This is a genomic window from Streptomyces sp. 8P21H-1 (assembly GCF_013302945.1).
Map to the genome: position 1 here is coordinate 1 of NZ_JABTYA010000190.1, position 26,382 is coordinate 26,382.

At 68.7% G+C, this 26,382-nt stretch carries 25 protein-coding genes and 2 pseudogenes; 17 read left to right on the plus strand and 10 right to left on the minus strand.

The features are described 5' to 3' along the window. Positions 1-1,863: pseudogene (locus tag HO151_RS03095) on the minus strand (cell division protein FtsK); the annotation flags it as partial. 263 nt (positions 1,864-2,126) lie between these two features. Here HO151_RS03095 and HO151_RS03100 point away from each other — a divergent pair. Beyond that, complete coding sequence (locus tag HO151_RS03100; RefSeq protein ID WP_173894580.1) at positions 2,127-2,432, plus strand: WXG100 family type VII secretion target; 306 nt, start codon at positions 2,127-2,129, stop codon at positions 2,430-2,432. Between the two features lie 102 nt (positions 2,433-2,534). Further along, positions 2,535-2,672, plus strand: coding sequence for a hypothetical protein (locus HO151_RS03105; RefSeq protein ID WP_173894581.1), 138 nt, complete (start codon positions 2,535-2,537; stop codon positions 2,670-2,672). Here the strand turns inward: HO151_RS03105 and HO151_RS03110 are convergent. The 8 genes from HO151_RS03110 to HO151_RS03145 form a co-directional block, all read right to left on the minus strand. Beyond that, positions 2,662-3,018 carry a hypothetical protein gene (locus tag HO151_RS03110; RefSeq protein ID WP_173894582.1) on the minus strand — a complete coding sequence of 119 codons (357 nt, stop codon included), beginning with the start codon at positions 3,016-3,018 and terminating at the stop codon, positions 2,662-2,664. The two genes, HO151_RS03105 and HO151_RS03110, sit on opposite strands and share 11 nt — an antisense overlap. 143 nt (positions 3,019-3,161) lie before the next feature. Then, positions 3,162-3,749, minus strand: a complete 588-nt coding sequence (locus tag HO151_RS03115; RefSeq protein WP_173894583.1) for a hypothetical protein — start codon at positions 3,747-3,749, stop codon at positions 3,162-3,164. After that, positions 3,746-4,117, minus strand: a complete 372-nt coding sequence (locus HO151_RS03120) for a hypothetical protein (RefSeq protein ID WP_217422812.1) — start codon at positions 4,115-4,117, stop codon at positions 3,746-3,748. The genes HO151_RS03115 and HO151_RS03120 overlap by 4 nt, the downstream gene beginning before the upstream one ends. Before the next feature lie 256 nt (positions 4,118-4,373). Next, positions 4,374-4,811, minus strand: coding sequence for a hypothetical protein (locus tag HO151_RS03125; protein WP_217422813.1), 438 nt, complete (start codon positions 4,809-4,811; stop codon positions 4,374-4,376). Continuing rightward, positions 4,808-6,166, minus strand: a complete 1,359-nt coding sequence (locus HO151_RS03130) for a hypothetical protein (RefSeq protein WP_368039402.1) — start codon at positions 6,164-6,166, stop codon at positions 4,808-4,810. Before HO151_RS03130 ends, HO151_RS03125 begins: the two co-directional genes overlap by 4 nt. Then, positions 6,163-6,462: a hypothetical protein gene (locus HO151_RS03135; protein ID WP_173894585.1), complete on the minus strand. Its 300-nt coding sequence runs from the start codon at positions 6,460-6,462 to the stop codon at positions 6,163-6,165. The genes HO151_RS03130 and HO151_RS03135 overlap by 4 nt, the downstream gene beginning before the upstream one ends. 259 nt (positions 6,463-6,721) lie before the next feature. Then, positions 6,722-7,756, minus strand: coding sequence for a hypothetical protein (locus tag HO151_RS03140; protein ID WP_173894586.1), 1,035 nt, complete (start codon positions 7,754-7,756; stop codon positions 6,722-6,724). 47 nt (positions 7,757-7,803) lie between these two features. Then, on the minus strand, positions 7,804-8,472 hold the full coding sequence (locus tag HO151_RS03145) for a hypothetical protein (protein WP_173894587.1): 669 nt from the start codon (positions 8,470-8,472) through the stop codon (positions 7,804-7,806). A gap of 903 nt (positions 8,473-9,375) precedes the next feature. Between HO151_RS03145 and HO151_RS03150 the strand changes: the two genes are divergently transcribed. The 14 genes from HO151_RS03150 to HO151_RS03215 all read left to right on the plus strand — a co-directional run bounded on the left by HO151_RS03150 (position 9,376) and on the right by HO151_RS03215 (position 25,176). Further along, positions 9,376-9,654: a winged helix-turn-helix domain-containing protein gene (locus HO151_RS03150; protein WP_173894588.1), complete on the plus strand. Its 279-nt coding sequence runs from the start codon at positions 9,376-9,378 to the stop codon at positions 9,652-9,654. A 231-nt stretch (positions 9,655-9,885) separates the two neighbouring features. After that, a complete protein-coding gene (locus tag HO151_RS03155; RefSeq protein WP_368039403.1) occupies positions 9,886-11,274 on the plus strand; it encodes a metallophosphoesterase in 1,389 nt (462 codons plus the stop codon). Between the two features lie 264 nt (positions 11,275-11,538). Continuing rightward, positions 11,539-12,186, plus strand: a complete 648-nt coding sequence (locus tag HO151_RS03160; RefSeq protein ID WP_173894590.1) for a hypothetical protein — start codon at positions 11,539-11,541, stop codon at positions 12,184-12,186. A gap of 195 nt (positions 12,187-12,381) precedes the next feature. Beyond that, entirely contained in the window at positions 12,382-17,055 is a 4,674-nt protein-coding gene (locus tag HO151_RS03165) for a DUF6531 domain-containing protein (protein WP_173894591.1), read from the plus strand. 59 nt (positions 17,056-17,114) lie between these two features. Next, positions 17,115-17,774, plus strand: coding sequence for a hypothetical protein (locus HO151_RS03170; RefSeq protein WP_368039404.1), 660 nt, complete (start codon positions 17,115-17,117; stop codon positions 17,772-17,774). Positions 17,775-18,359: 585 nt separating this feature from the next. Continuing rightward, positions 18,360-19,112 (plus strand): hypothetical protein, encoded by a 753-nt coding sequence (locus tag HO151_RS03175; protein ID WP_173894592.1) that lies wholly within the window; start codon positions 18,360-18,362, stop codon positions 19,110-19,112. Between the two features lie 21 nt (positions 19,113-19,133). Then, entirely contained in the window at positions 19,134-20,021 is an 888-nt protein-coding gene (locus tag HO151_RS03180; protein ID WP_254594671.1) for a hypothetical protein, read from the plus strand. After that, positions 20,018-21,331: a CpaF family protein gene (locus tag HO151_RS03185; RefSeq protein WP_173894593.1), complete on the plus strand. Its 1,314-nt coding sequence runs from the start codon at positions 20,018-20,020 to the stop codon at positions 21,329-21,331. The genes HO151_RS03180 and HO151_RS03185 overlap by 4 nt, the downstream gene beginning before the upstream one ends. Positions 21,332-21,494: 163 nt before the next feature. Then, positions 21,495-22,445, plus strand: a complete 951-nt coding sequence (locus tag HO151_RS03190; protein WP_173894601.1) for a type II secretion system F family protein — start codon at positions 21,495-21,497, stop codon at positions 22,443-22,445. Then, entirely contained in the window at positions 22,442-23,371 is a 930-nt protein-coding gene (locus HO151_RS03195; RefSeq protein WP_173894594.1) for a type II secretion system F family protein, read from the plus strand. The genes HO151_RS03190 and HO151_RS03195 overlap by 4 nt, the downstream gene beginning before the upstream one ends. Before the next feature lie 95 nt (positions 23,372-23,466). Further along, on the plus strand, positions 23,467-23,718 hold the full coding sequence (locus HO151_RS03200) for a hypothetical protein (RefSeq protein ID WP_055509289.1): 252 nt from the start codon (positions 23,467-23,469) through the stop codon (positions 23,716-23,718). 82 nt (positions 23,719-23,800) lie between these two features. Further along, a complete protein-coding gene (locus HO151_RS03205; protein ID WP_173894595.1) occupies positions 23,801-24,250 on the plus strand; it encodes a TadE family protein in 450 nt (149 codons plus the stop codon). Positions 24,251-24,262: 12 nt separating this feature from the next. Further along, a complete protein-coding gene (locus HO151_RS03210; RefSeq protein WP_368039405.1) occupies positions 24,263-24,676 on the plus strand; it encodes a TadE/TadG family type IV pilus assembly protein in 414 nt (137 codons plus the stop codon). A 20-nt stretch (positions 24,677-24,696) separates the two neighbouring features. After that, positions 24,697-25,176 carry a TadE/TadG family type IV pilus assembly protein gene (locus HO151_RS03215; protein WP_173894602.1) on the plus strand — a complete coding sequence of 160 codons (480 nt, stop codon included), beginning with the start codon at positions 24,697-24,699 and terminating at the stop codon, positions 25,174-25,176. 40 nt (positions 25,177-25,216) lie between these two features. Here the strand turns inward: HO151_RS03215 and HO151_RS03220 are convergent, their stop codons facing one another. After that, positions 25,217-25,540: a hypothetical protein gene (locus HO151_RS03220; RefSeq protein WP_173894597.1), complete on the minus strand. Its 324-nt coding sequence runs from the start codon at positions 25,538-25,540 to the stop codon at positions 25,217-25,219. A gap of 226 nt (positions 25,541-25,766) precedes the next feature. Here HO151_RS03220 and HO151_RS03225 point away from each other — a divergent pair. Further along, positions 25,767-26,382: pseudogene (locus HO151_RS03225) on the plus strand (hypothetical protein); the annotation flags it as partial.

A 26,382-nucleotide genomic window follows, 5' to 3' on the forward strand; every position in this document is an offset into this window, starting at 1 on the left:
CCCGGCGGTCGCGCCCGCGGCCGTCCCGGGGGCGGGGTGTGCCTGTGACGCGGGGCGTGCCTGTGACGCGGGCCTGGGCTTCGGCTCGGCGACGACGACGGCCTGGCACTCGCCGGGCAGGAACCGCTCCTCCGCGTCGAGGCAGATCGCGTACATGCTGACGGCGGGGCCCTCCCGCAGCAGCCGTACGACACCGGGCAGGGAACGCAGCCGCCGCGAGCCGTCCCAGACGACCACGATGTCGGGGTCGGTGAACCGGGTCTCGCGGCCGTTCTCCTTGGCCGCCTTCCGGCGGGCGTCGAGGAGCTGGGTCAGCTCGCCGATCCGGGCGGCGACGGTCTCGGCGTCCGTACCGATCAGGACGTTGGTGTCCTGGGCGCCGGACGGCCGGGAGTGCGGCAGCCACCGGACCCAGTCCCAGGCCGGGCGGGCGGTGTTCTCGGTGAGGACGTAGAACTGCACGTCCAGCGGGCTGTGCAGCACGGCACCCTGCGCCACGATCCACCGCCCGATCGCCCGCGCGGAGTCGCCGGGCCCCGCGACGCCGACGACTCCGCGCTCGGGCAGCGGTACGGCGACGGGGGCGTCCTCGATCGTCCAGGTGACCTCGCGCTTGTGGTCGTCCTGCTCGGGGTCGTCGAGCACCACCTCGGAGGGCAGCTTTCCCGTGCCGACCCTGATGAGCAGGTGGTCGGCGTCGGTGCGGCGCCGCTCCCAGAGACGCGTACGGGGACCGGTGCCCATCGACAGCACGGTGGCCGGGTCGGGCACGGCCTGCCGCCGGTCCAGGCGCTCGTCGACGAGGGCCTCCTGCGCGTCCTTCTCGATCCGCTCCTTGTGCTCCTTGTACTCCTTGACCTGCTTCGCATGGGACTTGCGCCCGTGCTTCTTGTCCATGAAGTAGTTGCCGAACAGGATGACCGGGCTCAGCAACGCCATGATCAGGTAGTACCAGCGCCCGAAGATCATCACGGCGACGACGGCACCGACGAGCGGGGTGATCGCCATCAGCCAGGGCAGCGGCCGGGCCTCGAAGTCACGCGGCTTGGCGGGCAGCCTGAACCGGGTCTGACGCTCGGGGGGCCGCAGCCGGGGCGGCCGGTTGTAGTCGAGCCCGGTCCCGTCCTCGGACCACTTGAGCGCGGCGTCGGGCGGGGAGTAGCGGTCGAGTTCGAGAAGGGTGTTGCCGACGGCGACCTGAGCACCGAGGGGCCACTCCTTCCCTTCCTTCCCTTCCTTCCCTTCCTTCCCTTCGAAGGGCTCCCCGTCGAGGGTGACGACTCCGTCGTCCGGGCCCCCGTCGTCGCTTCTGTCCTCGTCCTCGTGCACGACGACCTGGCAGGTTCCGTCGGTTGCAACTGACAACGTGAGCGCACGTGGGGCGAGCTCGGGGTCGTCGACGCGGAGGGAGGCGGCGGGGCCGCTGCCGATGTCGTAGCGCCCGATGCCGAGCCGGTGCACGGAACCGGCGGCGGGCCCGCTCGCGACACGCAGCTCGACGAGCCCGGCCGGCTCGCCGGGCAGACAGCCGAGGGGGTCGTACAGGCTGACGACGGCGCCCTCGCGGAGGGGGGAGGTGGCGACGGTGGCGCCGGGGTCGAGGGGATGGCCGTCGACGTAGGCGACGGGCGCGCTGCCGCTGCTGCCGGTACCGCTGCCGGTACCGCTGCCGGTACCGCTGCCGGTACGGGCGCCGCCGTCCGGCTGCTGCCCGATGGGGATGATCCGCGCCCCGCCGTCGTGACCGACGTGTGCGGCCAGCTCCTTGGTTATGTCCCCCACGGAGGACTCGGGATCCGCGTCGAGCACCACGTCGGCACCGGCGCCGCCGAGCGGATCGACGACGGTCAGAGTCAGGCGCACGATCGTCCTCCCCGTAAACCCCCTGATGACTGCTCAGGGCTGCCGAATACTGCCCCGTGACGATATCCGCTCCACCCTTCCCACCGGCAACGGTGTATGTGCCGGGTGTATGTGCCGCCCGCCTCAAGGGTCTTGACGGAACCAGGGTGTGCGGGTGCAAGCGTCCTGCGTAAGCTGCATGCTCAGCGGACGATCGCATCATCCGCAACGGGAGCCACGGGGGTTGGCCCTGCGGCAAGTCGAGTTGTTACGGAGGACGCCACATGGCCGGCGGCAAAGACGCGGATATCACTTATGACGAGATGCACAAGGCGGCTACCAAGCTGACCGACGCCAAGGACAAGATCGACGAGAAGCTCGACTCCCTCGAACGCTACATCCAGGGCCTCGTCAAGGACGGCTACACCACCCGCAAGGGCTCACAGGCCTTCGAGGACTCCTTCACGGAGTTCAAGAAGGGCGCGAAGGACACGATCGAGGGCCTGACGGGCATGGCCAAGTTCCTGACGAGCGCGGCGAAGGCGTACGAGGACCTGGACAACGAGCTCGCCAAGGGTGTCAAGGGCTGAGCGTCCGGTCCTTCCAGCACGCGTGTGCGGTGGGGTAGGAACATGAGCCCCGCCGCACATGGGCCCTTAGAGTTCAGTGTTACCGGACTCGTCCACTTGTCCGTGACGCATCAGGTACATCTGGAGACCACCGCGCTGCTCCTCCGTTACGAACGGAAGTCAGAACATGTCCTCGCTTTCTTCGGTGTGGCGGCGCTTCTTGTCGGATACCGCCGTCTGACCAAGACGGTCAGGGCCTGAGCCGATTCTGCTGAGGATCGAAGCAGACCAGCCTCATCGACTCCGCGAGGGCCGCTGCCCAGGCAGAGACTTCCTCAGCCCTGCTCCAACTCATCGGGAAGTAGACAATCGGGCCACCGGCTCCGCCGATCAACGGCCCGGCCGACCAAGGCGAAGGATCCTCCACATCGTCAGTCACGTCACCCCACCGCTCCACAAGCGCAGCAATGTAAGCCGTGATGCGCTCGGTCGGGGGGATGCACACCTCTGCTTCCAGGTAGCGGTCGAATAGGTCTGTGAAGATTCGGCAGGCAGCCCTGTCATTCGCAGGCCGCTCTCCTTCCCACACGGCCAAGTCGTAACTCATGTCTGGACACTCTCACACTGCGGTACAACACTGACAGCCGCCAAACGCCATAGGAAACGACGTCGAAATCAGAAGCTGGGAAGCCCGAGGCGCGGAAAACCTCCGGGCGCTCGGTACGGAGCGCGATACCTGACGGGACCGCGTTATGTCTTGTCCGTGAGCCTGATGCTTCGAGCGAAGTCGTCGATGACGTCGAAGGAGGTTTCAAGGAGGGCGGGGTCGTCGTAATGCCCTTTGAGGAGCAGGTCGATGTTGTGGATCGGATCGTTCCAGGCGTAGCTGACCGAGAGCATTTGATTACCGTCAGCAGTCCAGCTGCGCAAACTGCGAAGGCCTTCGCCGAATTGCGGAGAAATGAACGGGACGGTTTCCACGCGTTGGCTGGCCGCAGCGGTCGAGGGGTCGGGTTCGGCCAGCATACTGAGATGCAGTGGGCTGTGTTCCTCGTCGCAGTCGAACTGTTTGACGAAGAAGACAAGCGGCGCTGCTTGTGGCGGCATCGGACCGAAGAGGAACGCCTGGTCTGCTGCAACCCGATCGCGCAGCATGGCAGCCGATCCTTCCAGGAACTTCCTCATCTGCCGCTTCTCACGCCAGGTGAGTTTGCGTTGATGAAGCAAGGCGCTGGCCTCGAGTTGCAGATCCAGCCACTGTGCGAACTCCGACCTGGAACCGTGCAGTGGCATATGGAACCACAGGGTCGGATCGGCGTCGGTCTCGACGATCATCATGCATAGCTCCAGCGGAAGGTTGTCATCACGGCATCGAAGAGCTCGACAAGGGTCTGGGTGAACTCAGTGTCCACACCAGGGGCTACCAGCGTGCTGAAGGAGAAGGTCAGCCACTGAGCGGGGGCGCTGTCCGGGATCGGAACGGTGTACTGCACTCGCCAGGACGGCACCTCGACTCCCCTGTCGGGATCGGCAGGCACTTTCTGGAGGGTGCGTACAGCCGCCGTACCGTCCAGTTCCCGTAGTGAGGCGTCCTCGGCGTCACGGGCGAGGTCCATGAGTACGGCTTCGGACTCGATTTTTCTTCCCGTCGGTGCCGTGAGGGGCTCGGAGACGACGAAAGAGGCCGGAATGATCATTCCGTGCATTCTCTCGGTGGGGAGATACAGGGTCAGGCCCTCAGTGTTGCGGGCTTGTCGCACGGCTCGTTTGAGTTCTTTCGTGAGCTGCAGCCGAGCCCTTGGAATGTCGTCTTTGGGAAATCCTGCGGGGAGTTGTGTGACAGATTTCTTTACGATCCGCTGGATTGCGTCTTTTGTTCCCTTCTGGAGAGGAATGGCATCCCATCCGGGTGGCGGGACGAGATTGAACCCATTGGGCGTAACAGTGGATTCGAAGGATGTCTCAGGATGCGACACTGCGGTTCCGAATCTTTTCTGCGACCCAGGTCGCACCGACCAATACGGTAAACAATGGTGCTCCGATGATCCCGGGCCAGAAGGAGCTGAGGAGACTGGGCAGCAGAAGGGCCCAGCCCATCGCCAGGTCGCGCGTCAACAGCGGTGGACGTCTGCTGGGTGTGGGATTCTGGACCAGGATCCACAGAAGATGAAACAGGCAACCGGTCAGCAAGGCCCAGTAGATCCAGTACAAGGCTGTGCGACCGTCGTCGGGGAGCAGTACAGCAATCCCGATCAATGGAAAAATGGACACCAGTGCGCCGATAATGGTGACCCTCGCCCTGAAATTGGCGCCCGTTCCCAGCTGCTCTCTGAGAGACCCAGTCATTTGTCCTGCTTTCTTCGCTGTTGTCGTCTTTTTGGATAATGTCCAACTGGTCACCAATGAGTATCCGGGGCCGGTTTCCAGCCGTTCTCCTTCCAGTCGTTGTATCCCTCGTTGTACGGCTTGTCTCCGGGGACCAGGCCTTCCTTGTCCAGCCAGCCGACGGAGTCACTCTTGCTGAGTGACTTGTCCATGACGTCAACACCCATGCCAACGTAGGCGGCCCCCATGGACGCCACATAGCCAATGTGTCCTTTAAGGGAAGTCCCGCCGGACACAGCACCGGGGAAGACCCCCTTGTTCGCGCGGAGCTGTCCGAACAACCCGGCCGCCTCGTCATCGCCCAGGTGCGCCCACTTGGAGAGTGTGCTCACCGGGGTCGGTGTCTTGGCAACGCGGCCGGCTTCTCCCGAGATCTTCTTCAGCGTGAACGTGCGCAAGTCCGAGAAGAACTTGCGGGAGACGTCGTCCTGAGCACCTGCCATGGCTTTGCCCAGGTCGTTCAGCATTCCCTTGTGAGACCTGAGGCCCGACTTCAGCGCTGCGGTCCGGGTGGCCTGGGCGGCCGTGCTGGTGGTTTTGTTCGCGCTCTTCAGCGCGTTGATGCCCCCGCGACCGATGCCCATGAGGAGCAGACCACCGATGTCGAAGGCGAGGTCGGTCCAGGACGCGTCGCCGGAAGCGACCAGCATGGATCTTGTCAAGATGGTCAGGACGGCGATCGCGAGGACGAGGAGGTTCAGGCCCGGAATCCAGATGGCAACGATCCCTGCGATGGTTGCGACCCATCCGAGCCCGTCGAGAACAGTCTTGATCCAGTCCGCGTTGTCATGGAACCAGCCCTTTACGTCGTCCCACCACGAGTCCTCGATGACATCGTCGATCTCATCTCTGATCTTCCCCGCGAAGTGGTTGGCACGGCTGTCACGGTCGCCGGTGATGGTGTGTAGCTGGTTTCGGTAAGTCTGCAGCGGATCGTCGTCCGTTCCGTTCTCGGACGGTTGCGGAGTCTGCTTGTCGGCCGAGTCGGCCGCCTTGGCTTTCTCGGCTGCGATCTCGTCCTGCTTCTCTTTGGCCTGACGCAGGACACGGTCGGCGTCGGACTGAAAGTCCTCCAACTCGTTGGACCAAGTGGTCAGATGGCCGTGGACGCGCTCGTAACGACTGGCGACCTCACGCATATGTTTCTCAAGGGTGTTGGAGTCCTCACGCAGACGTTTGACGTATTTGCCCTTGAGGCGCTCTTCTTTACTGAGGATCTGTAGGTTCTTGGCCTGGTCCCGGAGTTTCTGCGCGACCGTCACCATGTGACGAACTTCGGCGCGGATCTCCTCGGGATCACCAGGCACCGGATCGGAATCGCAGAGTGGCTGCCAGTCAACAGGACGACGCTTGGATGTGGCTGTGGTCACTTCTTCGGCTTCTTCTCGTTGGCTTTGCTCAGATCGTCGTCGAGGTCTTCGAATGCCTTCTTCGTACCGGCCACGAGCTTTCCGACCGATTCGATACCTTCAATGAGCTTGGTGCGGTAGTCGTCCCAGTTGTCGACGAAATCACCCATGGCTTCGGCGATTGCACTGGATCCCCAGTGTTGCTTCATGTCGTCGCGACGGTTCTCGATGTCCTTGAACGTCCGTCTGAGCTGGTCGAGCTTCCGCTCGGAGTCGGAGAGGAACTCGAAGTCGACTGTCAGATCCGGGTCTGCCACCGTTGGCCCTCCTCGTGTGCGGGGTTTGACTTGGCTGAGGTGAGCTGGCCCGCGCCGCCGGACCTGACGTCATCTCCGGCGTGGGCCGCCGGGAGTGAGGGTGCTGCCGTGCCGACGACGGCTGCGGTGGGAGAAGTGTGACGCTCCACAGTGGGGCTCCCCAGTGGGAAAGATGTAGTCCAGAGCAAAAAATGATTGCGTGAGTCGTTTCGCTGGCGGCGGCCTCGGAGGAGGACACGCTGTACAGCACGTTCCGCAGTCAGCGGTTGACCGACTGGATTTCTTCGACCGTGATGTCTTGGGTCGCTTCGATCGTGCCGTCCGGCATGCCTATTGGGCCGGCCTGGCCTGTGCCCGTCCAGCTGATCTCCCAGGTGAGAGCCGCCTTGAGGGGGACCGTGCCGCCGTTGGAGGAGCGGTGGTAGACGATGCCGCAGGGCGGGGTCTCCTTGGCCTTCCCCCTGGCGTAGGGCTCGCCGATTCTGCCGTCGACGATGGGGCATCCGCCGTCGGCGGGGATCGTCGTGGCGTCCGTCGTACCCGGGTTGAGCGTCAGCGACTTGGGCTTCGCCGTCGTGGTCGCCTGGATGTTGAAACCGGGGACGTTGATGGCCGCCGTCGCCTGGACCTCGTCGAACACGGCTTCGTCGAGCCACGCCCAGGTCGGCAGGTTCACCTTGGTGATGGCCTCGGGGGCGAGAGACACCTTCGTGCCCGGCAGTTCCATGTGCTGGTAGGCCAGGGCCGCGAGCATCTCCGGGGTGATGGCCTGCTCGTACTGCGGCGGTGGGGCTTCGCCGTTTTCGACCCAGAAGGGCAGGTCGGAGCAGGCTTTTCGCTTGAGGATGTCCGGCTCGGCGGGATTCTCGACGGCGGCCCAGAACATCCCCTCGCCGTCCTTGTCGACGTTGTAGTCCTTGTAACCGGGGGTGTCGGTCCAGCCGTAGTCGTCCTCGTAGTGGCGCTGCATCTCGCCGATCGCCGCACCCGCGTGGCCGGTCATGCCGGGCTGGTTCTTGGCGGTCTCGATGTTCTTGGTCATCTCCTTCTTGAAGTCCTTGGCACCGAGGTAGGGGGCGTACCAGCAGGGTGGCGGTGACCAGTTGACGTCGGCGGAGGAGATGTTGCCGGTGGTGCCGGTCTTGGTGACGGACCCGGAGTACTGGACCTTGGCAGCGGCGTAGATGCCGGTGCCGTTCCTGCCGCCTTGTTGTTCACTGGTGGCGCCTTCGCCATTGCGTTTCGGCTCGGCCGCATGGGCCGGTGTCGCCAATACGAGGGCGCCGAGGGCCATAGTCAGGGCTACCGCTCGGATGCTGAGGGGCACATGCCGTACTGCGTTCACTGGCACTTCACCGCCTCCTCCTCGACGAACACCTTGGAGGCCTGCCACAACTTGTCGCTGGTGGGGAACTTGACCATGATGATCTTGAAGTGGTCGAAGTCCGCGATGCTGGGCTTGGTCGTATGGACCTTTCCGGTCTTGACCTCTTTGCCGTAGAACTTGCTGGAGTCCACGCAGAAAGCAATCTCCACCGAATTGCCGCCCGGGGCGGATCGGGTCGTGGCTTGGTAGTGGCGCCGGGTGCCGGTGGCCGTCCATCCATCGTCGACCCTTGAGCTGATCTGCGTCTCCGCGTAGTGGAGGCCATCACCTGTGGAGTACGCGATTACGGCAGCGTCCTTGGTCGTGCCCTTGTCCACGCCCCGGTAGATGGCTCGAATGTAGTTCGCGGCGTCGTCCATCGCCGCCGCCTCGTTCTTCTTCTCCGGCTTGTCCCAGTCGAAGACCAGGTCCATGTCCTTGGGCAGGGACACGTCCACGCCGTCCGGCCTGTCCTTCGCCGTTCCCGCCGGCTCTGCCGACTTCTTCGGCTTCTCCGTGCCCTGTTCCGCGCCTGCGATCTTGTCGTTGTCGCTGGACTTGTCGTCCCCGCCGCCACACGCCGTCAGCAGCAGTGCTGCGGTCGTGGCGAGCGCGGCAGCAACGGGCAAAGAGCGGCGCTTCACAGTGAACCCCCGTGAGATTTAGATGTATTCAGGAGGCACGACGGTATCTGCGGGGCGGACGGTTTCGCCACCGCGAACCCTCTTGTGTGGCCGGTCGGACGCGGAGGAATCGGGGCAAGTCGGTGGCGTGAGTGACTCGATCGCGTCTGGGGGGCGGCGGTCCCGGACGGGCCTCGGGTCCCGGATGGCGACGTGCTTCCGGGACCCGAGAGTTTTAGTTCCGCCGGGGCGTGCCGGGCTCCGGCGTCCGGCAGCGTGGGCACCTGCACGGCGGGTACGCCGACGTCTGCGGCAATGGATCGGTCCCTCCGCCGGCCCGGACTTCGACCTTGCTCCGTTCCCTGGTCACGGCGCCCTGCGCGTCGACCGTGTAGACCCGCAGCGTGAGGCGGGAGCCCTCGGGGGATGTGCTTGTGAGTTCCAGTGGGTCCCTCATGGGCGGGTACTGATCGGCGCACTCGGCGCACGCGTAGATGTTGAAGCCGGGGCCCGTCGCCGCGTGTACCTCGTGGACCAGCACCGGGTGGTTCGTCAGGCGGTGGCAGTGAGCGCACATCCGTACGGCCGGGCGCGTCATCGGGCGGTCACCGGGGCGCCGCCGTGGATGTGATCCGGGCCGAGGCGGGGCGGTGGGACCGGGATGAAGCGGAGGGGCGGGGGCGCTCCCAGGCGGTGTCGGCCTTGGGATTGAGGGGTGCAAATGTCAAGCACCTTGGCAAGGAGGCGGAAGGTAAGGTCCAGCATGTTGACGCTCCTTGGAAGCGTTGGCCACGCCCCGGGACGGTTGCCGCCGCCGCTGGGGTTTTTCGTGCCTTCGGCCTAAATTGCTGCGCATGTCAGTGCATAGCAGTTTGTAGCTGTAGGACTATTAGCGCAGCTCAGCGCTGTTTTACGGTGGTTCTCATGGCAGCAGGCACAGGCGATTCACCGATCGGCCCGAACAAGATCGCGTACGTGTACATGCAGGTGGCTGACCACATCACTGCCCGGATCGCATCGGGTGAGCTTCGGCCGGGGGCGCGGTTGCCCGGGGAGCGGGACCTCGGAACGGAGTACGGGGTCACCTACCTGACCGCCCGCCGGGCCATCCGCGAACTCCGCGAACGCGGACTCGTCCTCACCCTCCCCGCCAAGGGCACCTTCGTCGCGTACCCCGAGACGGACAGCGGTCAAGACCAGTAGGCGGCCGGACGCCGCGGAGTCGTGGCGCCGTCGTCGCCCGAACTGTTCGCGTTCGCCGCGCCTGGGCACAAAACAGGCATGCCATGCTGTCTCCACGCCCCGCACGACGTCCTGCGGTCCGCCGCGACCTGTGCCCCCGCCCTCCTCCGAGCCCTCCACTCCGCCGCCCGTCGCGGTACGGCGCAGGCGCGCCACCCCCGGGGACCCGACGGACTCGACGGACCCGACGCCGTGTCCGCCGTCAATCTGGAGCTGGTGACCCTCACGGAGGACCGGGCCGTCATCACCTGGCACACCGGTGCGAAAGGCAGCGACGACGGGTTCGGGCACCTGGTTCCCGCGGTGACCGAGGGCGAGGTCGTCTACGGCACGCATCCCGCCCGGCTCAACCGCACCGCGGCCGAAGGCCGGCGGACCGCCCACCACTACGTGGAGCTGACCGGCCTGGAACCCGGCCAGACGTACTACTACCAGGCTCGTTCCCGGGGCACAGCGGCCACACCCACCCCGCTGCACCTGGTGAAGGGGAACGCCGTGGGGACCTCCCTCCACGGATTCGGCACCCATGGCGGCCCGTACTCCTTCACCACGCCGCAACCGCCCCCCGGCCGCCACCTGCTGTCGGTCGCGCTCTGCAACGACCTGCATCTAGGGGAGACCACCGCCGGACTGGTGACGGGCGTGCCGATGATGCGCGGCATCTCGCAGCGGCTCGGACTCGCCCCGTACCCGGAGGTCATGGGCAGGGCGCTGGTGGAGGAGGCGCACCGGCGCGGCGCCGACCGGCTCGTGGCCGCGGGGGACATATCCGCCGGCGGGGCACCGCGCGACCTGGCGGAGGCCAGGCGGCTCCTGGACGGGTTCGGCACGTACGGGCAGGACTACTTCGTCGTCCGCGGCAACCACGACCGGCGGCGCGGGCAGTTCGGGGACAGCTTCCTGGACGCCTTTCCCGTAGCCGTCGGTGGCAGGTCAGGTGACGGACCGGGCGACGGACCGGGCGACGGGGCCGCGTACTTCGTCCAGGACCTCGGTGGGCTCCGGATCATCGGACTGGACACGTACGAGAAGAAGGGGAACGGCGCCAACTCGGGCGGCCTCTCCGACGAGCAGTTCTCCTGGTTCCGGGCGCGGCTGCGGGACCACGCCGACCAGCCCACGATGGTCTTCGGGCACCACCCGCTGACCGTACGCAACTCGCCGTTCCCCGTGACGGGTGGGCAGCGCCTGAACCGCCGCCAGGCCCGTACGATCCTCGACGCGTACGCCGCCGCCCCGGGCGTCTTCCTCCACCACGCGGGCCACACCCACCGCAACAAGCGCACGGTCCTCCCGCAGGCGCGGCACGTCACGTTGCAGGAGGTGGGCGCCGTGAAGGAGTACCCCGGCGGTTTCTGTCTGCTGCGCGTCCACACGGGCGGGTACGCCCTCAACTACTACAAGACCAGCAGCGGGCCGGCGCGGGAGTGGAGCGAGCGCAGCAGGCGTGTGGCGGCGGGCCTGTGGCCGCAGTACGCCCTGGGCCGCTCGGTCTGCGACCGCAACAGTGTCACGGTGCGCGACCTGTCCGGCATCGCGCCGGCGGGGGTGCGGCGGCCCGCGCTCGACGGCGCCGTCTGAAGCGGTCCCCGGGGGAGGGGAACGCGAGTAAGGCGGGTAAGGACGGACTGCCGGGGCCGCGGGCGCGAGCGGCCTCGTAGGCTTGCGCGCACCAGACCCCGCACCAGACCCCGCACCAGACCGCACACCGACGGCTTCACGGATCAGCTTCACCGATCAGCTTCGCGGATCAGCGATCCTGTCGAGTCGGCGGGAACACCGCTCGAGACCGTTGCGGCCGTCGCAGCCGTCGCAACCACCGGAACCCGGGAGAGACCGACCAACATGGCCCGCTACATGGAAACCCTCACCATCGAGCGCGGTGGCTTCCGGATCAAGGTGCCCGAGTCGTGGTGGGAGTTCGACGTGCGGCCCGAGTCGCGGGACGACTCGATCCGGCGCATGGTGGCCGAGCGCCTGCGGCAACAGCCGGAGTTGGTCAAGTACAAGGACACCTACACCGCCTTCCTGCAGAAGTCCGCGGCGGACGCCTGGAAGTCCGGCGCGCTGTACTGCGGCTGCATGGCCGAGAGCTTCGGCGGCGACACCCCGATCACCGGGTCGGTCACCGTCTCGCTCGTCGGCGGGCGTACGAAGGACGGCGAACCCCTCTCCACCGACCCGCAGGTCATGGCGGGCCAGCTCGCCGTGCGGGAGGCCAAGAAGGAGGGCGACGCGTGGCGGAAGGTCACGACGGTCGACATCCCGGACGTCGGTCCGGCCGCGCGGACGTACGGCATCGAAGACATCCCCGTACCCGGTGACGCACTCAACCGCACCGTCCGTGCCGTACTCATGCAAACGTTCATCCCCGTTCCGGGCCAGGAGGGCAAGGTCGCCCTCGTCGCCGGGAGCAGCCAGGTGCTCGACCTCGCGGACTCGTTCTTCGACATCTTCGACGCGATCACGTCGACGTTCCGCTTCGTGGAGTAGGGCGGTGACGTAGGGCCGCATCCCATGTAGGGCCCTCGCCGCCCTCCTCACCCGTGACCTTTTCAACGAACGTCCGTACCCAGTAGCTTCACGTGTGCGTGTGCGTGTGCGTGTGCGTATGCGTGATTGACGGGGTGGGTGTGGTGGGTGTGACGGGGGTTCGGGGTGGCGGGGTATCGGCCGGCGGACTGGCATGTGCTGGATCTGGAGAGGGATCCGACGCCGGGTGATCCGGTGCGGGTGAAGTCGCTGGCCAAGAGCCTGCACGACTTCGCCGACGACGTGCAGGACGCTCTCCGCCTGGTGCAGGGCATGGCGGGCGAGGATGCCGTCCTGTCGATGGTCGGCAAGACCGCCGAGGTTTTCCGGGATGAGTTCTCCGGGGTTCCGAAGAACCTGAAGAAGCTGAAGAAGTCCTATGACCTGGCCGGGGATGCGCTGGCGGCGTACTGGCCCAAGCTGGAGCGTGCCCAGGCGCTGGCGGACAAGGCACTGGTCAAGGGGCGTGAGGCCCAGGCCGACCTCGCCTCAGCCAAGACCCGGCTCTCCTCCGCCGACTCCTGGGTGACCCGCGCCACCAAGGAAGCGGACAAGTACAAGGACGATCCCACCGGCGGCAAGGACGTCGACAAGCCGGATGAGGCGAAGGTGCGGGCCGCCACCCGCGATGCGCAGAGCGCCAGGGATGCCCATACCGCGGCTCAGTCGGATGTGTCCTCCGCGCAGAGTGCGCTGGACGCGGCGAAGAAGATGGCCGCGGACGCCCGGGCGATGCGTGAGGAGGCGGCCGGGGAGGCCAAGCGCAAGCTCGACGAGGCCTCCGACGCGGGGATTCAGAACCGTAGGTGGTACGAGGAGGTGGGGGACTGGTTCGTCGACAACTGGGACACCATCGTCGCCGTCTGCAAGGTCGTCGTCGCCGTCCTGGGCGTCATCGCCCTGATCATCGGCGGGCCCATCCTGGGCGCGATCGTGCTCATCGCCGCCCTCGTCGTCCTCGCCGACACCCTCAACAAATACATGAAGGGGCAGGCGTCTCTATGGGAGGTGGCCTTCGCAGCCCTGGACTGCATCCCCGGCATGAAGGGCCTGACCACCCTCGGCGGACTCGCCAAGGGACTCAAAGCCTTCGGGAAGACCGGGCTCAAGGGGATGGCCCTGGGGGTCAAGGGCCTTGGCCGCAGTACCCGTTCCATGGGGCGGCAGATGAAGAAGCTCTTCACCCGCGGTGACCCCGTGGACATGGCCACCGGTGAGATGGTCATGTCCGCCACGGACGTCTCGTTCGACGGAATGCTGCCGCTCCTCTTCGAGCGGCACTACCGCACCGGCGCACGCGGCGGCCGTCTTCTCGGCCCGAGCTGGACCTCGACGCTGGATCAGCGGCTGGCGCTCGATGCCACGGGCGTGCGTCTCACCACGGACGACGGCATGGTGCTCGTCTACCCCGTGCCGGAACCGGGTCTGGCGCTGCTTCCGGTGGAGGGCCCGCACTGGCCCATGACCTGGGACGGTGTCCAGGACGGCGAGATCAGGGTGCACCAGCCCGAGAACGGCCGCACCCTCCGGTTCCGGCCGCTGCCCGGCCGTCCGCCGGCCGAACTGCCGCTCGCGGCGATCGGTGACCGGAACGACAACACGATCACAGTGAGGTACGCCCCCGATGGAACGCCCGTCGAGGTCGCCCACCACGGCGGCTACCGCATCGGCGTGACCTGCGAGGCGGGGCGGATCACGGCCCTCACCCTGCTCAGCGACCCCGCCCGTCCCACGCTCGTACGGTACGGCTACGACGAGCGGGGCGATCTCGCCGAGGTCGTCAACTCGTCGGGGAAGCCGTTGCGGTTCTTCTACGACGACCAGCGGCGAGCCGTCGGCTGGGAGGACCGGAACGGCGTCTGGTACCGCTTCACGTACGACTCCGCCGGACGCTGTGTGGCGGGCCGGGGCCGCGACGGGTTGCTCGACTACACCTTCGAGTACGACGACGTCTCGCACCGCACCGTCGCCGTCGACTCGCTCGGCCACGCCACGCACTACCAGTTCAACGACGCCTACCAGCTCATCGCGGAGACCGGCCCCCTGGGGCACACGGTCCACCAGGAGTGGAACCGCAGGGATCAGCTCGTGTCCCGTACCGACGAGCTGGGACGCACCACGCGGATGGAATGGGACGGGGCGGGCAACCTCACGGCCGTCCGACTGCCCGACGGCACCACGTCCTCGACGCGTTTCAACGACCTCGGCCTGCCCGTCGAGGTGACGGGGTACGACGGCACCGTGGTGCGGCAGGAGTGGGACGAGCGGGGCAACTGCGTCTCCCTGACGGACGCCGACGGAGCGACCACCGTCTTCACCCACGACCGGAGCGGCGCTCTGGCCACGCTGACGGATCCGCTGGGCGCGGTGCAGCGCTTCACCAACAACGAGGCCGGACAGCCGGTCTGCGCGACGGACGCACTCGGTGCGCGGACCCGGTACTCCTACGACGCCTTCGGCCGCAACACCGCCGTCACCGATGCCCTGGGCGCGACGACGCGGATGACCTGGACCGTCGAGGGACTGATGGCCTCCCTCACCGCACCGTCGGGTGCCGCCGAGGCGTGGACGTACGACGGCGAGGGCAACTGCCTCACCCACCTCGACGCCCTCGGCGGTGTCACCCGCTTCACCTACGGCGGATTCGACCTGCTGACCTCGCGCACGGCTCCCGACGGAGCCCGCCACACGTTCGCCCACGACACCGAACTGCGGCTCACCACGGTCACGGACCCGCGTGGGCTCACCTGGGAGTACACCCATGACGCGGCGGGCCGCCTCGTCTCGGAGACCGACTTCGACGGACGGACCCTCACCTACGGCTACGACGCCGCGGGGCAGCTGACCAGCCGCGTCAATCCCGTGGGCCAGGCCGTGGAATTCACGTACGACGGGGTGGGGAACCCGGTCGAGAAGACGGTGGACGGGCAGACGGGGAGAGGCCGGGCGGGGGGAGAGCGGGCGCGCACTGTCTTCGTGCACGACGCCGCCGGCAGGCTGCTCCGCGCTGCCGGGCCGGAGGCCACGCTCGTCCTCGGATACGACAGGGCGGGCCGTATCACCACACAGTCGGTCGACGGCAGGACACTCACCACGGTGTACGACCCGTTGAGTCGGCCCGTCAGCCGTACGACACCGAGCGGCGCCACCAGCTCGTACAGCTATGACGCGGCGGGGAACCGTACGCGTCTCGTCGCCTCGGGGCGCGTCCTCGCCTCCGCCCACGACGCACTGGGGCGCGAGACCGCGCGGCGGCTCGGCACGTACGGAGCCGGGCCCGTCCACACCCTCGTCCACACCTGGGACGCCGACGGTCGCCTCACCGGCCGGACCCTCACCGGCCGGACCCTCGCCGCGCCCGCCTTCGCCGGGTCCGCTTCCGCCGGGTCCGCTTCCGCCGGGTCCGCCTCCGTCGGGCCCGTGCGACAGCAGACCTACACCTACCGGGCGGACGGCAGCGTGAGCGCGCTGGAGGACCGGGGGACGGGACGGCGCGCCTCCGGCTTCGACGGGACGGAGCGGCGCACCTTCGGTTTCGACGGGGCGGGACGGATCACCACCGTCCGTACCACGAGCGGGACCGAGTCCCACGGGACCGAGTCCTACGGATACGACGCGGCGGGCAACCAGACACGGGCCGCGTGGCCGGACCGGCACCCCTCCCCGGAGGCGCGCGGTGAGCGGGAACACTCGGGGAACCAAGTCACGCGCGCGGGATCCTTCCACTACGAGTACGACGCCGCGGGACGGGTCGTCCTGCGCCGCCGGACGCGGTTGTCCCGCAAGCCCGACGTCTGGCGCTACGCCTGGGACGCCGAGGACCGCCTCACCTCGGTGCGCACACCGGACGGGACGGTCTGGCAGTACGTGTACGACGCCCTCGGCCGCCGCGTGTCCAAGCGGCGGCTCGGCCCGGACGGCGCGACGGTCGCGGAGGAGACACGCTTCACCTGGGACGGCGTCCATCTGGTGGAGCAGACCACGCACATCCCCGGCAGCACCGAGGACCGCACCCTCACCTGGGACCGGGACGGGATACGTCCGGTGGCCCAGACCGAACGGCGTACGGCGGCCGGCGCTCCGCAGGACGTCGTCGACGAGTGCTTCTTCGCCATCGTCACCGATCTCGTCGGCACTCCGACGGAACTCGTGTCCGAGGCGGGTGAGATCGCCTGGCGTGCGGACGCCACACTCTGGGGGCTGACGGGCCACGTCACGGACGCGGCGACGTACACCCCGCTGCGCTTCCCGGGCCAGTACTTCGACCCGGAGACCGAACTCCACCACAACTACTTCCGGCACTACGATCCGGCGACCGCGGCCTACGTCACCCCCGATCCGCTCGGTATGGACGGAGGACCGAATCCGCGCGGCTACGCGCTCGACCCGCTCCTCTGGACCGACTACCTGGGCCTGCTGACCTGTCGGCAGAACGCGCGGAGACTGCGCAGGAACATGCGGCTGGAAGGGCGCTCGGTGGGGCGCGGCCAGGCGGCGGCACATATCGTTCCGTCCGGTGGCAACACGGGCCACTGGGCACCGGGGGCCAGAAGCCGCGCCCTTCTGGAGAGGTACGGAGTCGACATCAATGACGCAGCCAACGGAATTCCGCTCAACCATCCGACCCCCCACAACTTCACGCACCGGGAGCCGTTCCTGCGCCGCGTCAACCAGCATCTGGAGCAGGTCGTCCGTGACAGCGTGGACCAGGGGATGGGCGCCCGCGCCATCCGTGCCCGGATCCGGCAGGAACTGCGCGGTATCGGCCGGAGCGTCGAGGCCGAACTCGCCACGGGACAGCCGGGTCCCGGCGCGGTCTGGACGGCGTGATGACGACTGAAAACCCGACAGTGACTGACGATCCGACGACGGCAGCTGACAATTCGACAGTGACTGGCAATCAGACGACGACTGGCAATCCGACGACGACTGGCGATCAGAGCAAGCCGCTTTCCGTCTACCGCCTGCTGCCGAGCCTCGGGGAGTTCCGGACGCTGTCCCTGGAGGAGTACGCGCACCGGAAGCTGATCCGCTGGCTGCGCACGGGATCTCCCGGGGACCTCCCGGGGGAACTGCGGGCGGAATGGGTCGGGAACCCGCGGTTGAGACCGACGGAGTTTCCCTGCGGTTACCCGGGAGCCCCCGTGTTCGGCCGCCGGGTCGCCGACCTCGTGCGGGACGAGCTGCGGGCCGCCGGGACGTACCTTCCGGTCGTTCCCGAGGGAGCCGAAAAATCCGAGGACGCCGGAGAAAAGGGCCTTCCGGACTACGTCCTGTACGCAGTGGAGAAAGTGGTCGACTGCGTCGATACGCGCAGATCCTCGAAGCCGAAGAAGGGCACGGGCCAGATGAAGGCGACGGTCTTCCGTCCGGATGCCCTGCCGGCCGCGCTGCCCGCTTTCCGCGTGCCCGAGTACCCGGGCGGTGTGCACTGGAACGGGTGGGCGGTCGAGCGGCTCACCGGACTGCTCGGGGACGACCTGGAGGCGCGGCTCATCTGGTCCGAGGACCGGTCCCTCACCCCGCACCCCGACCCGTGGGCCTTCTGAGCCGACGTCCCCGGCTCCGCCCGTAGGCCACGCCCGTATGTCACGCCTGTATGCCACGACCGACGCGGGCTTCACCGGTACGGGGGAAGGAGCCCCCTCATCGCAAACCGGCCCCCGTCACCGACAGCGATCCATGGCCGAAGATCATCCCATGCGCCGCACGGTTCCCGTGAGCGCGGTGTACGGACGTGGTGGACGCAGCGTGATCGGGTGGACCGGGCAGGGGAGTTGGGTATTCGCTGGTGCACAGGGGAGCGTCCCCGTGCGGACCTTTTACCGGCCGGGAACCGAACGGGCCGGATTGCGCGTGGACACCGTCGGGGCGTGTGAGGTCCACGGTCGCGGTCGCGCCTTGAGGGGCTTATGTGCTGCTGATACGGTGCGATGACTTGACGCCCGTTCACGCCGGTTCCGGCCATGGCCGGTCGGGGAGGGTGCGACCAGGCCGGACGACGGCACGCCCGGTGAGGGTGAAGCGGTCGGAGTGGCCGGAGCGGTCGGAGTGTCCGAAGTGTGTCGGGTGCGTCGAGTGTGTCGGGTGTCCTGGACTACAAAGACTTTCTTGGGTGTACGGGGAGCGGTTGCGTGAAGATCCAAGAGCGTACGGGGGCGGGCCACAACCGGCCTTCCGCACCGGCTCAGCCGACGATGGGGGAGCGCCTCCCCACGCCTCCTCGCGAGCGCAAACCGGCGTTGGCCGCGCTCGCGGTGCTGCTGATCCTCGTCGGTGCGCTCGGGGCGACCATGCTGGTGCTCCGCGCCGGCGACCGCATCGAGGTCATCAAGGTGACCGCCGACATCCAGCCCGGTGAGTCCGTGGGCAGGAAGGTGGAGTCGGTCCTGGTGGCCGGCGACGCCGGGATCAACTACATCAGGTGGAACCAGCTCGAAACCCTGAGGAAGCTCAAGGCCAAGTCCACGATCTACAAGGGCACCCTCGTCATCGGCGAGATGTTCGGCACCGAGAGCAGCCTTCCGGCCGGCAAGGCCGTCGTCGGTCTGTCCCTGAAGGAGGGGCAGTACCCGGAGGGCATCGAGGCGGGCGACCTCGTGGCCGCCTACCGGGTCGGCAACACGGGTTCCTCGAACTCGGGCTCCGGCTCCGGTTCCGGCTCGGCCGACGGGACGGGCTCCGGTTCCACCGGCTCCGCGGGCAGCGCCGACACTCCGATCGTCGACGACGCCCGCGTCACCAGCGTGCCGGGGAACAGGGGCGACAGCACCATCAGCAGTACCAACAAGCGTGTCACCGTGACCGTCGACGAGAGCGCCGCCGCCGCGCTGGCCCGTGCCGCCGCGGCGAACCAGGTCGCCCTCGTCAAGGTCCCCGGCAACTAGCGGCGGAGAGTCACACACACCATGGCCCTCATCGCCATCGCCGCGGACAAAGGCTCCCCCGGCGTCACCACGACGGCCGTCGCGCTCGCCGCGGTCTGGCCGCGCCGTACGCTGCTCGCCGAGACCGACCCGGCCGGCGGCGACCTCGTGTACCGCAGCGCCGCCGCGCACGGCGGGCCGCTGAACCCCAACACGGGCATGCTCTCCATCGCCGCCACCGCCCGCCGCGGCCTCGTACCCGATCAACTGTGGGACCACGTACAGCCGTTGAGCGGTGGACTCGAAGTGCTCGTCGGGCTCGGGAGCGCCGAGCAGGCGGCCGGGCTCGCGGGGCTGTGGCCCACCCTCGGCCGGGCCTTCGCGCAGCTCGCCGACTCCGAGCACGCGCCCGCCGACGTCATAGCGGACTGCGGCCGGATCAGCGGGGACACCCCGGCCGTCGAGATGTTCGCGCAGGCCGCGCTCGTCCTCCTGGTGGCGCGCACCGCGCCGGAGTCCATCGCGCGCGTACGCGACCGGGCCGCCGCGCTCACCACCAAGCTGCACGGCGGACCGCGGGGCGCCGCCGCGCCGGGCACGCCCCTCGTCGGGGTCGTCCTCATCGCCGACCCGGGTGACTCCGCGAAGATCGTCCGCCAGGTCGACGACATGCTGACGGCCGCGCGGACCGGCGCCCGCGTCGTCGGCACGATCGCCGAGGACCCCGCGGGCGCCGACCAGCTCGCGGGCCGCAGGCGGGGGCGGCTCGACAAGTCGCTGCTCATCCGCTCGGCACGCAAGGTGACCGCGGACCTCTACCAGCAGTTCGGCGCCGCCTGGTCCGTACCGGACGGCGGCCCGGACGGCGTCCCGAACGGTGGTCCGAGCGGCGTCCCGAACGGCGCGCGCCCCGCCGGAGCCGGCCGATGACCGTCGTCGACCACCAGCTGGTCAAGCGGTTCCGGCAGGAGGCCGGTGACCGCATCGCCGAGCAGCGCCGCCTCGACCAGGTCTCCGGCGTCACGCCGATGACCAACGAGGACGAGCGGCAGTACGCGCGCGCCGTCATCGCCCAGATCCTGGAGGACCACGCCCGCACGGAGATCACCTCCGGCCGTACGCCGCTGGACGCCGAGACCGAGGAGCAGTACGCGGCCGCCGTGCACGCCGCGCTCTTCGGAGTGGGCAGGCTCCAGCCGCTCCTGGACGACCCCGAGGTCGAGAACATCGACATCAACGGGTACGACCAGGTCTTCGTCGGCTACGCGAACGGCCAGGAGGTCAGGGGCGATCCGGTCGCCGAGACCGACGAGGAACTCATCGAGCTGATCCAGATCCTCGGCGCGTACTCGGGCCTGTCCTCCCGGCCCTTCGACTCCGCGAACCCGCAGCTCGACCTGCGGCTGCCGGACGGTTCGCGCCTGTCCGCCGTCATGGACGTGACCCGCAGGCCCGCGCTGTCCATCCGCCGCGCGCGCATGGGCAAGGTCTTCATGTCCGACCTCGTCGGTAACGGCACGCTCACACCGGAGGTCGGGCACTTCCTGGCCTGCGCGGTCCGGGCCCGTAAGAACATCATGATCGCGGGTGCCACCAACGCCGGGAAGACGACGCTCCTGCGCGCGCTCGCCAACGAGATACCGCCGCACGAACGCCTCATCACCGTCGAACGCGCCCTGGAACTGGGCCTGGACACCTTCGCCGACCTGCACCCGAACGTCGTGGCGTTCGAGGAGCGGCTGCCCAACTCCGAGGGCCAGGGCACCATCTCGATGGCGGAGCTGGTGCGGCGGTCACTCCGTATGAACCCCTCGCGCGTCATCGTCGGCGAGGTCCTCGGCGACGAGATCGTGACCATGCTGAACGCGATGTCGCAGGGCAACGACGGCTCGCTGTCCACGATCCACGCCAACAGCTCCAGCGAGGTCTTCAACCGCATCTCCACGTACGCGCTCCAGGCCGCCGAGCGGCTGCCCATCGAGGCCAGCCAGATGCTCGTCGCGGGCGCGGTGAACTTCGTCGTGTTCATCCAGCGGCGCAACAACTACCAGACGGGCGGCCGGCTCCAGCGCATGGTCACCTCGATCCGCGAGGTCAACGGCGTCGACGGGCGCGTCCTGTCCAGCGAGGTGTTCGCCGAGACACCGGACGGCCGTGTCGTGCCGCACGCGCCCATCGCCTGCCTCGAAGACCTGGTCCAGCACGGCTACCGCCTGCCCGGCGGCGGGAACTGGGGGTGAACCGACCATGACGGACACGAGCACGGGCATGGACACGGGCACGGGCATGGACACGGGCACGGGCATGGACACGGGCACGAGCGTGGGCATGGGCACGGGCACGGGCACGGACCAGCCGGTCGTGACCCTGGCCGCACTCGACTCGCCGGGCTCGCTCGGCTCGATGGGCGGGCTGTTCTCCACGACGGTCCTGTACGCGCTCGCGTGCGGTGTCGCGGTGGGCGGCGGCCTCGCCCTGCTGGCCGTCGCGGTCCGCGGCCTGCCCGCCCGGCCCGAGCACGAGAAGCGGAAGGCGGGCGAACGCGCCTCCGAACTCGCACGGTTCGCCGGGCGACGCGGTTCGATCGCCGCCGGCGCCGGCATCGCCGTCCTGCTGCTCACCCGGTGGGCCGTCGCCGGTGTCGCGACCGCCGTCCTCGTCTTCTTCTGGGACAAGCTCTTCGGCGGCGCCTCCGAGGAGAAGGCCGCCATGCGCCGCGTGGAGGCCCTCGCGTCCTGGACCGAATCGCTGCGCGACACCATCGCGGGCGCGGTCGGCCTGGAGCAGGCCATCCCCGCCTCCGCGCGCGCCGCGGCGCCCGTCCTGCGCCCGCACCTCGACGCGCTCGTGGACCGGCTGCGCTCGCGCACGCCGCTGCCCGACGCCCTCCAGCAGCTCGCCGACGAGATCGACGACGCGTCCGCCGACATCATCGTGGCCGCGCTGATCCTCAACGCGCGCCTGCGCGGTCCGGGACTGCGCCAAGTCCTGGGCGCGCTCGCCAAGTCGGCCCGCGAGGAGGTCGACATGCGCCAGCGCGTCATGGCCCAGCGCGCCTCGACCCGCCGCTCGGTGCAGATCGTCGTGGCCGTGTCGATCGCCTTCGTGCTCGGCCTGTCCGTCTTCAACCGGGAGTTCGTCGAGCCGTACGGGACGGCCGTCGGACAGCTCGTGCTCGCCTGCGTCTGCGGCCTGTTCGCCCTCGGCTTCTGGTGGCTGCGCAAGCTGTCGGTCATCGAGACGCCGGAGCGGTTCCTGGTGCGGGACGAGGCGGCGGTCCGGTTCGTCCGCCCCCGTACGCCGTCGCTGTCGTCGCCGTCGCAGTCGCTGCCGGAGGAGGGGGTACGCCGATGAGCTCGACCCTGACCCTGCCCGTCCTGGTCGGCGCCGTGCTGGGCCTCGGCGTCTACGCCCTGGTCCGGGCCCTGATGCCGACCAGGCGCAGTGCGGTCGCCCAGGTCGCCCGGATCGACGCGATGCGGGCGCGGGGAGCGGCGTACGAGTCCGCGCACCGTCCCTCCGACGACGGAGGGCGGCTCGGCGGCGTACGGACCCGGGTGGGCCGGCGCGTCGCCGAGTTCTACCTCCAGCAGGGCTGGGAACAGCACTCGCTGCGGGCGGACCTGTCGGTGCTCGACCGGAGCTGGGAGAACTTCCTCGCGACGAAGGCGCTGCTGGGGGTCGCGGGACTGTTCTTCGGGCCGTTCCTGTTCGCGGTGGTGTGGACGCTCGGCTTCAACGACAGCCCCGCCATCCCGGTCTGGCTCGCCCTGCTCTGCGCGCTCGTCTTCTTCTTCCTGCCCGATCTGGAGGTGCGGCGGGACGCGGCCGAGAAGCGGCGGGACCTGCGGCGCGTGATCGGCGCGTACCTGGACCTGGTGTCGATGAGCCTGGCGGGCGGCCGCGGTCTCCCGGAGGCGCTGATGGCGGCCGCCGAGGTCTCCGACGGCTGGGCCACGCAGCGCATCCGCAACGCGCTCGCGGACGCCCGGATCACCGGCATCAGCCAGTGGCAGGCGCTCGGTTCGCTGGGGGAGGAGATCGGGGTCGAGGAGCTGAAGGACCTGTCGGCCTCCCTGGCGCTCGTCGCGGACGACGGCGCGAAGGTGCGCGAGTCGCTCGCCTCCCGCGCCGAGACGATGCGGCACCGCGAACTCGCCGAGATCGAGGGCAGCGCCGGTGAGAAGTCGCAGTCGATGCTCGTGGCGCAACTGCTGCTCTGCGCCGGTTTCCTGGTCTTCCTGATCTTCCCGGCGGCGATGCGCGTGTTCCAGGTCTGAGCCCGACAACCGACAACAACTGCTTCCGTGAACTGCCCTGAACTGCCCTGAACTGCCCTGAACTGCTCTGAACTGTCTTGAGAGGACGCGTCACCATGAACGGACGGAACTACAGCACCGGGATCCCGGGGGTGGACTTCCTGATCACCTTCCTCCAGGGGAGGGTGCAGCGCGCCCGCTCCGGCGAACTCGACCGCGGTGCGTCCGCGGTGGAGTGGGTCATCATCTCGGCGGTCGTCGTGGCGATCGTCGGCGTGGTCGCCGCGATCATCAACGCCGCGCTCAGCGACGGCGCCAACAAGGTCGGTGACTGCATCAAGGGCGCGGACGCGGGCAGCACCTGCTGATCCCCGCCCTGCCGGCGGATTACGCCGCTGTCCTTTCCTTCTCTTCCCCCTCTTCCTTCTCTTCCCTCTCTCGCGCACGGGGGTGCCGGTGAGCGTACGACGCTGGGTACGCCGCAGGGTGGAGGCCGCCTCCGCCCGCGGCGACTCCGGCATGACCGCGATCGAGTTCGTGCTGCTCACGCCCGTTCTCTTCTTCATGATCTTCGCGACGGTGCAGTTCGCGCTGTACTTCTTCGCCGACCACGTGGCCCAGGCGGCGGCCCAGGCCGGTGCCCGCAAGGCCCGTGCCACGGCCGACGAGTCCCCGGGCGCGTGGCGCGGCGAGGCGCGGGACGTCGTGGACAGCTACATCGCGCAGCTGGGGCCGCAGTTGGTGCTCGGACCGGACGTGAAGCTGGTCCAGCCGGACCAGAACACGGTCGGGGTGGAGATCACGGCGAAGGTGCCGTCGGTGTTCCCGGGACTGGACCTGACCGTGCACGCGCAGTCGGTGGGACCCGTGGAACGGTTCGTCGAGGAGGGCGAGAACTAGATGCGCCCAGGTGTGCGTGACGCCGTGCGCGCGGCGGGTGACCGGGGGCTGTCCACGGTCGAGGTGGTGATCCTCGCCCCGGTGATGATCCTCTTCATCCTGGTGCTGGTGGCCTTCGGGCAACTCGTGGACGGACGCGGGGCGATCGACGGGGCCGCCCGGGACGCGGCCCGCTCCGGTTCGCTGCAACGGGACGAGGGGTCGGCGATGGCGGAGGCGCAGAAGGCCGCGGACGCCAACCTGGCGGACGTCTGCTCCGGGCCGGTGACGGTGAACAAGACGAGCGCGGGCTTCGAGGACGCGGACCTCTTCACCGTGGAGGTCAGCTGCCGGGTACGGGGTCTGGCGATGCTCGGCCTGGACGTGCCGACCCGTCTGACCGCGTCGTTCACGTCACCGCTCGACCCCTTCAAGAGGAAGGCGTGACGGCGGGCGTGACAGAGCGCATGAGGAACGGGAACGGGAGCGGGAACAGCCTGCGCGGTGCGGTGGACGCGCGCCGTCTGCGGTTCGACGACCGGGGGTCCGGCGCCGGTGCGGTGATCATCTTCGCGCTGGTGTTCCTGTCCCTGTCGGCCTTCGTCATCGACGGCGGACTGTCCATCTCCAAGCGCGAACGCGCCGCCGACATCGCGGAACAGGCCGCCCGTTACGCCGCCCAGGACGTGGACCTCGAAGAGCTGTACCAGAACGAGGGCGGTGGCGCCCCGATCCTCTTCGAGAACTGCGGTGCCCGGGTGAAGGCCTTCGCCCAGGAGATGGGCATGACCAACGCCGACATAGCCGCCACGAACTGCGTCGCCACGAACGCCGACCAGGTGGAGGTGGAGGTCCGGCTGACCTACTCGCCGGTCTTCACGGGCATGTTCTACGGCGGCGACGTGACGGTCCGGGGCCGGGCGGTGGCGGAGAACGAGGTGGGTTGAGAGGGGCGGAGGACGAGGGGGTGGACCGGGGCGGGGCGTTCTACTTGCCGCCGCCCTCGTCCTCGCCCTTCACGCCCTCGGAGACCTGCTTCGCCAGGTCGTCGTCCAGCTTCTTGAACTCCCGGACGATCGCCTCGGACATCTGGGCCAGCGCGTCGAGCTGCTGGTTGATGTCCTCGCGGCCGTCCTCCCAGTTGGACTCGAAGTCGGCCAGCTTGTCGTAGACGCCGCCGTCGCCGATGTCGTCCCGGTAGGACTCGAAGAGCTTCTTGGTGCGGTTCATCCGCGTCTTGATGTCGCGCAGCCGGGAGCCGTAGTCCTCCAGGTCGCTCAACGGGAGTGCGAGGTCGGGCTTTCCGCCCATGCCGGGTCCCCCTCCTGATGGTCGGTGGCTTCTGTGACGCGAGTCTACGACCGGGGCGGGCGGGCCGCCCCGGAACCGGCTCGGGTCCCGGAGGAACGGACCCGCCGCGAGGCGGCTCTCCCGCCTTCCCGCCCTTCGACACGCTCCATAAGATCTCAGTAGGCTCAGCACACCCCCGCCCCCGCTCCAGTCACCTCCTTCCCCACACGACATCAGGACACCCGCCATGGCGCGACGTACCACTCCCAACTCACCGGGAAGCCCGCCGGGATCGCCGGGATCGCCGGGGGCACCGGGACCGCAGGGCCCGCCGGTTCCGCGGAACCGGACGCCGCAGCCCCTGCCCCGGCGCCGCCGCACGGTGGGGGACTTCGTCAAGGCGTTCCTCGCCCTCGTCGCGCTGCTCCTGCTGCTCGTCGGCGTGCCCGGGGCGCTCGCCACCCAGATCGGCTGGCCGCTGCCCTCCGGGGCGCCGAAGGTGGAGTGGCTCCAGCAGGAGATCACCGTCGGCACGTTCATCAACGTGCTGACCGTGGTCGTCTGGTTCGCCTGGGCCCAGTTCACCGCCTGCGTGCTCGTCGAGGTGAAGGCCGCGCTGTCGGGTGTCGGACTGCCGAACCGGGTGCCCGGTGCCGGCCCGAGCCAGCTGCTCGCGCGCCAGCTCGTCGCCGCGCTGCTGCTGGTCGGCGCGACCGCGGCGAGTTTCACGCCCGGTCTGTCGCAGCTCGGCCAGCAGCTGGAGGGGAACCAGCGGCCGACCGCCGCGGCAGCTCAGCAGACGCCGGGCGGGCTGCTGGCGCAGCAGCAGGAGCAGGCCGCCGCGAGCGCCGCCGCCCTGGCCG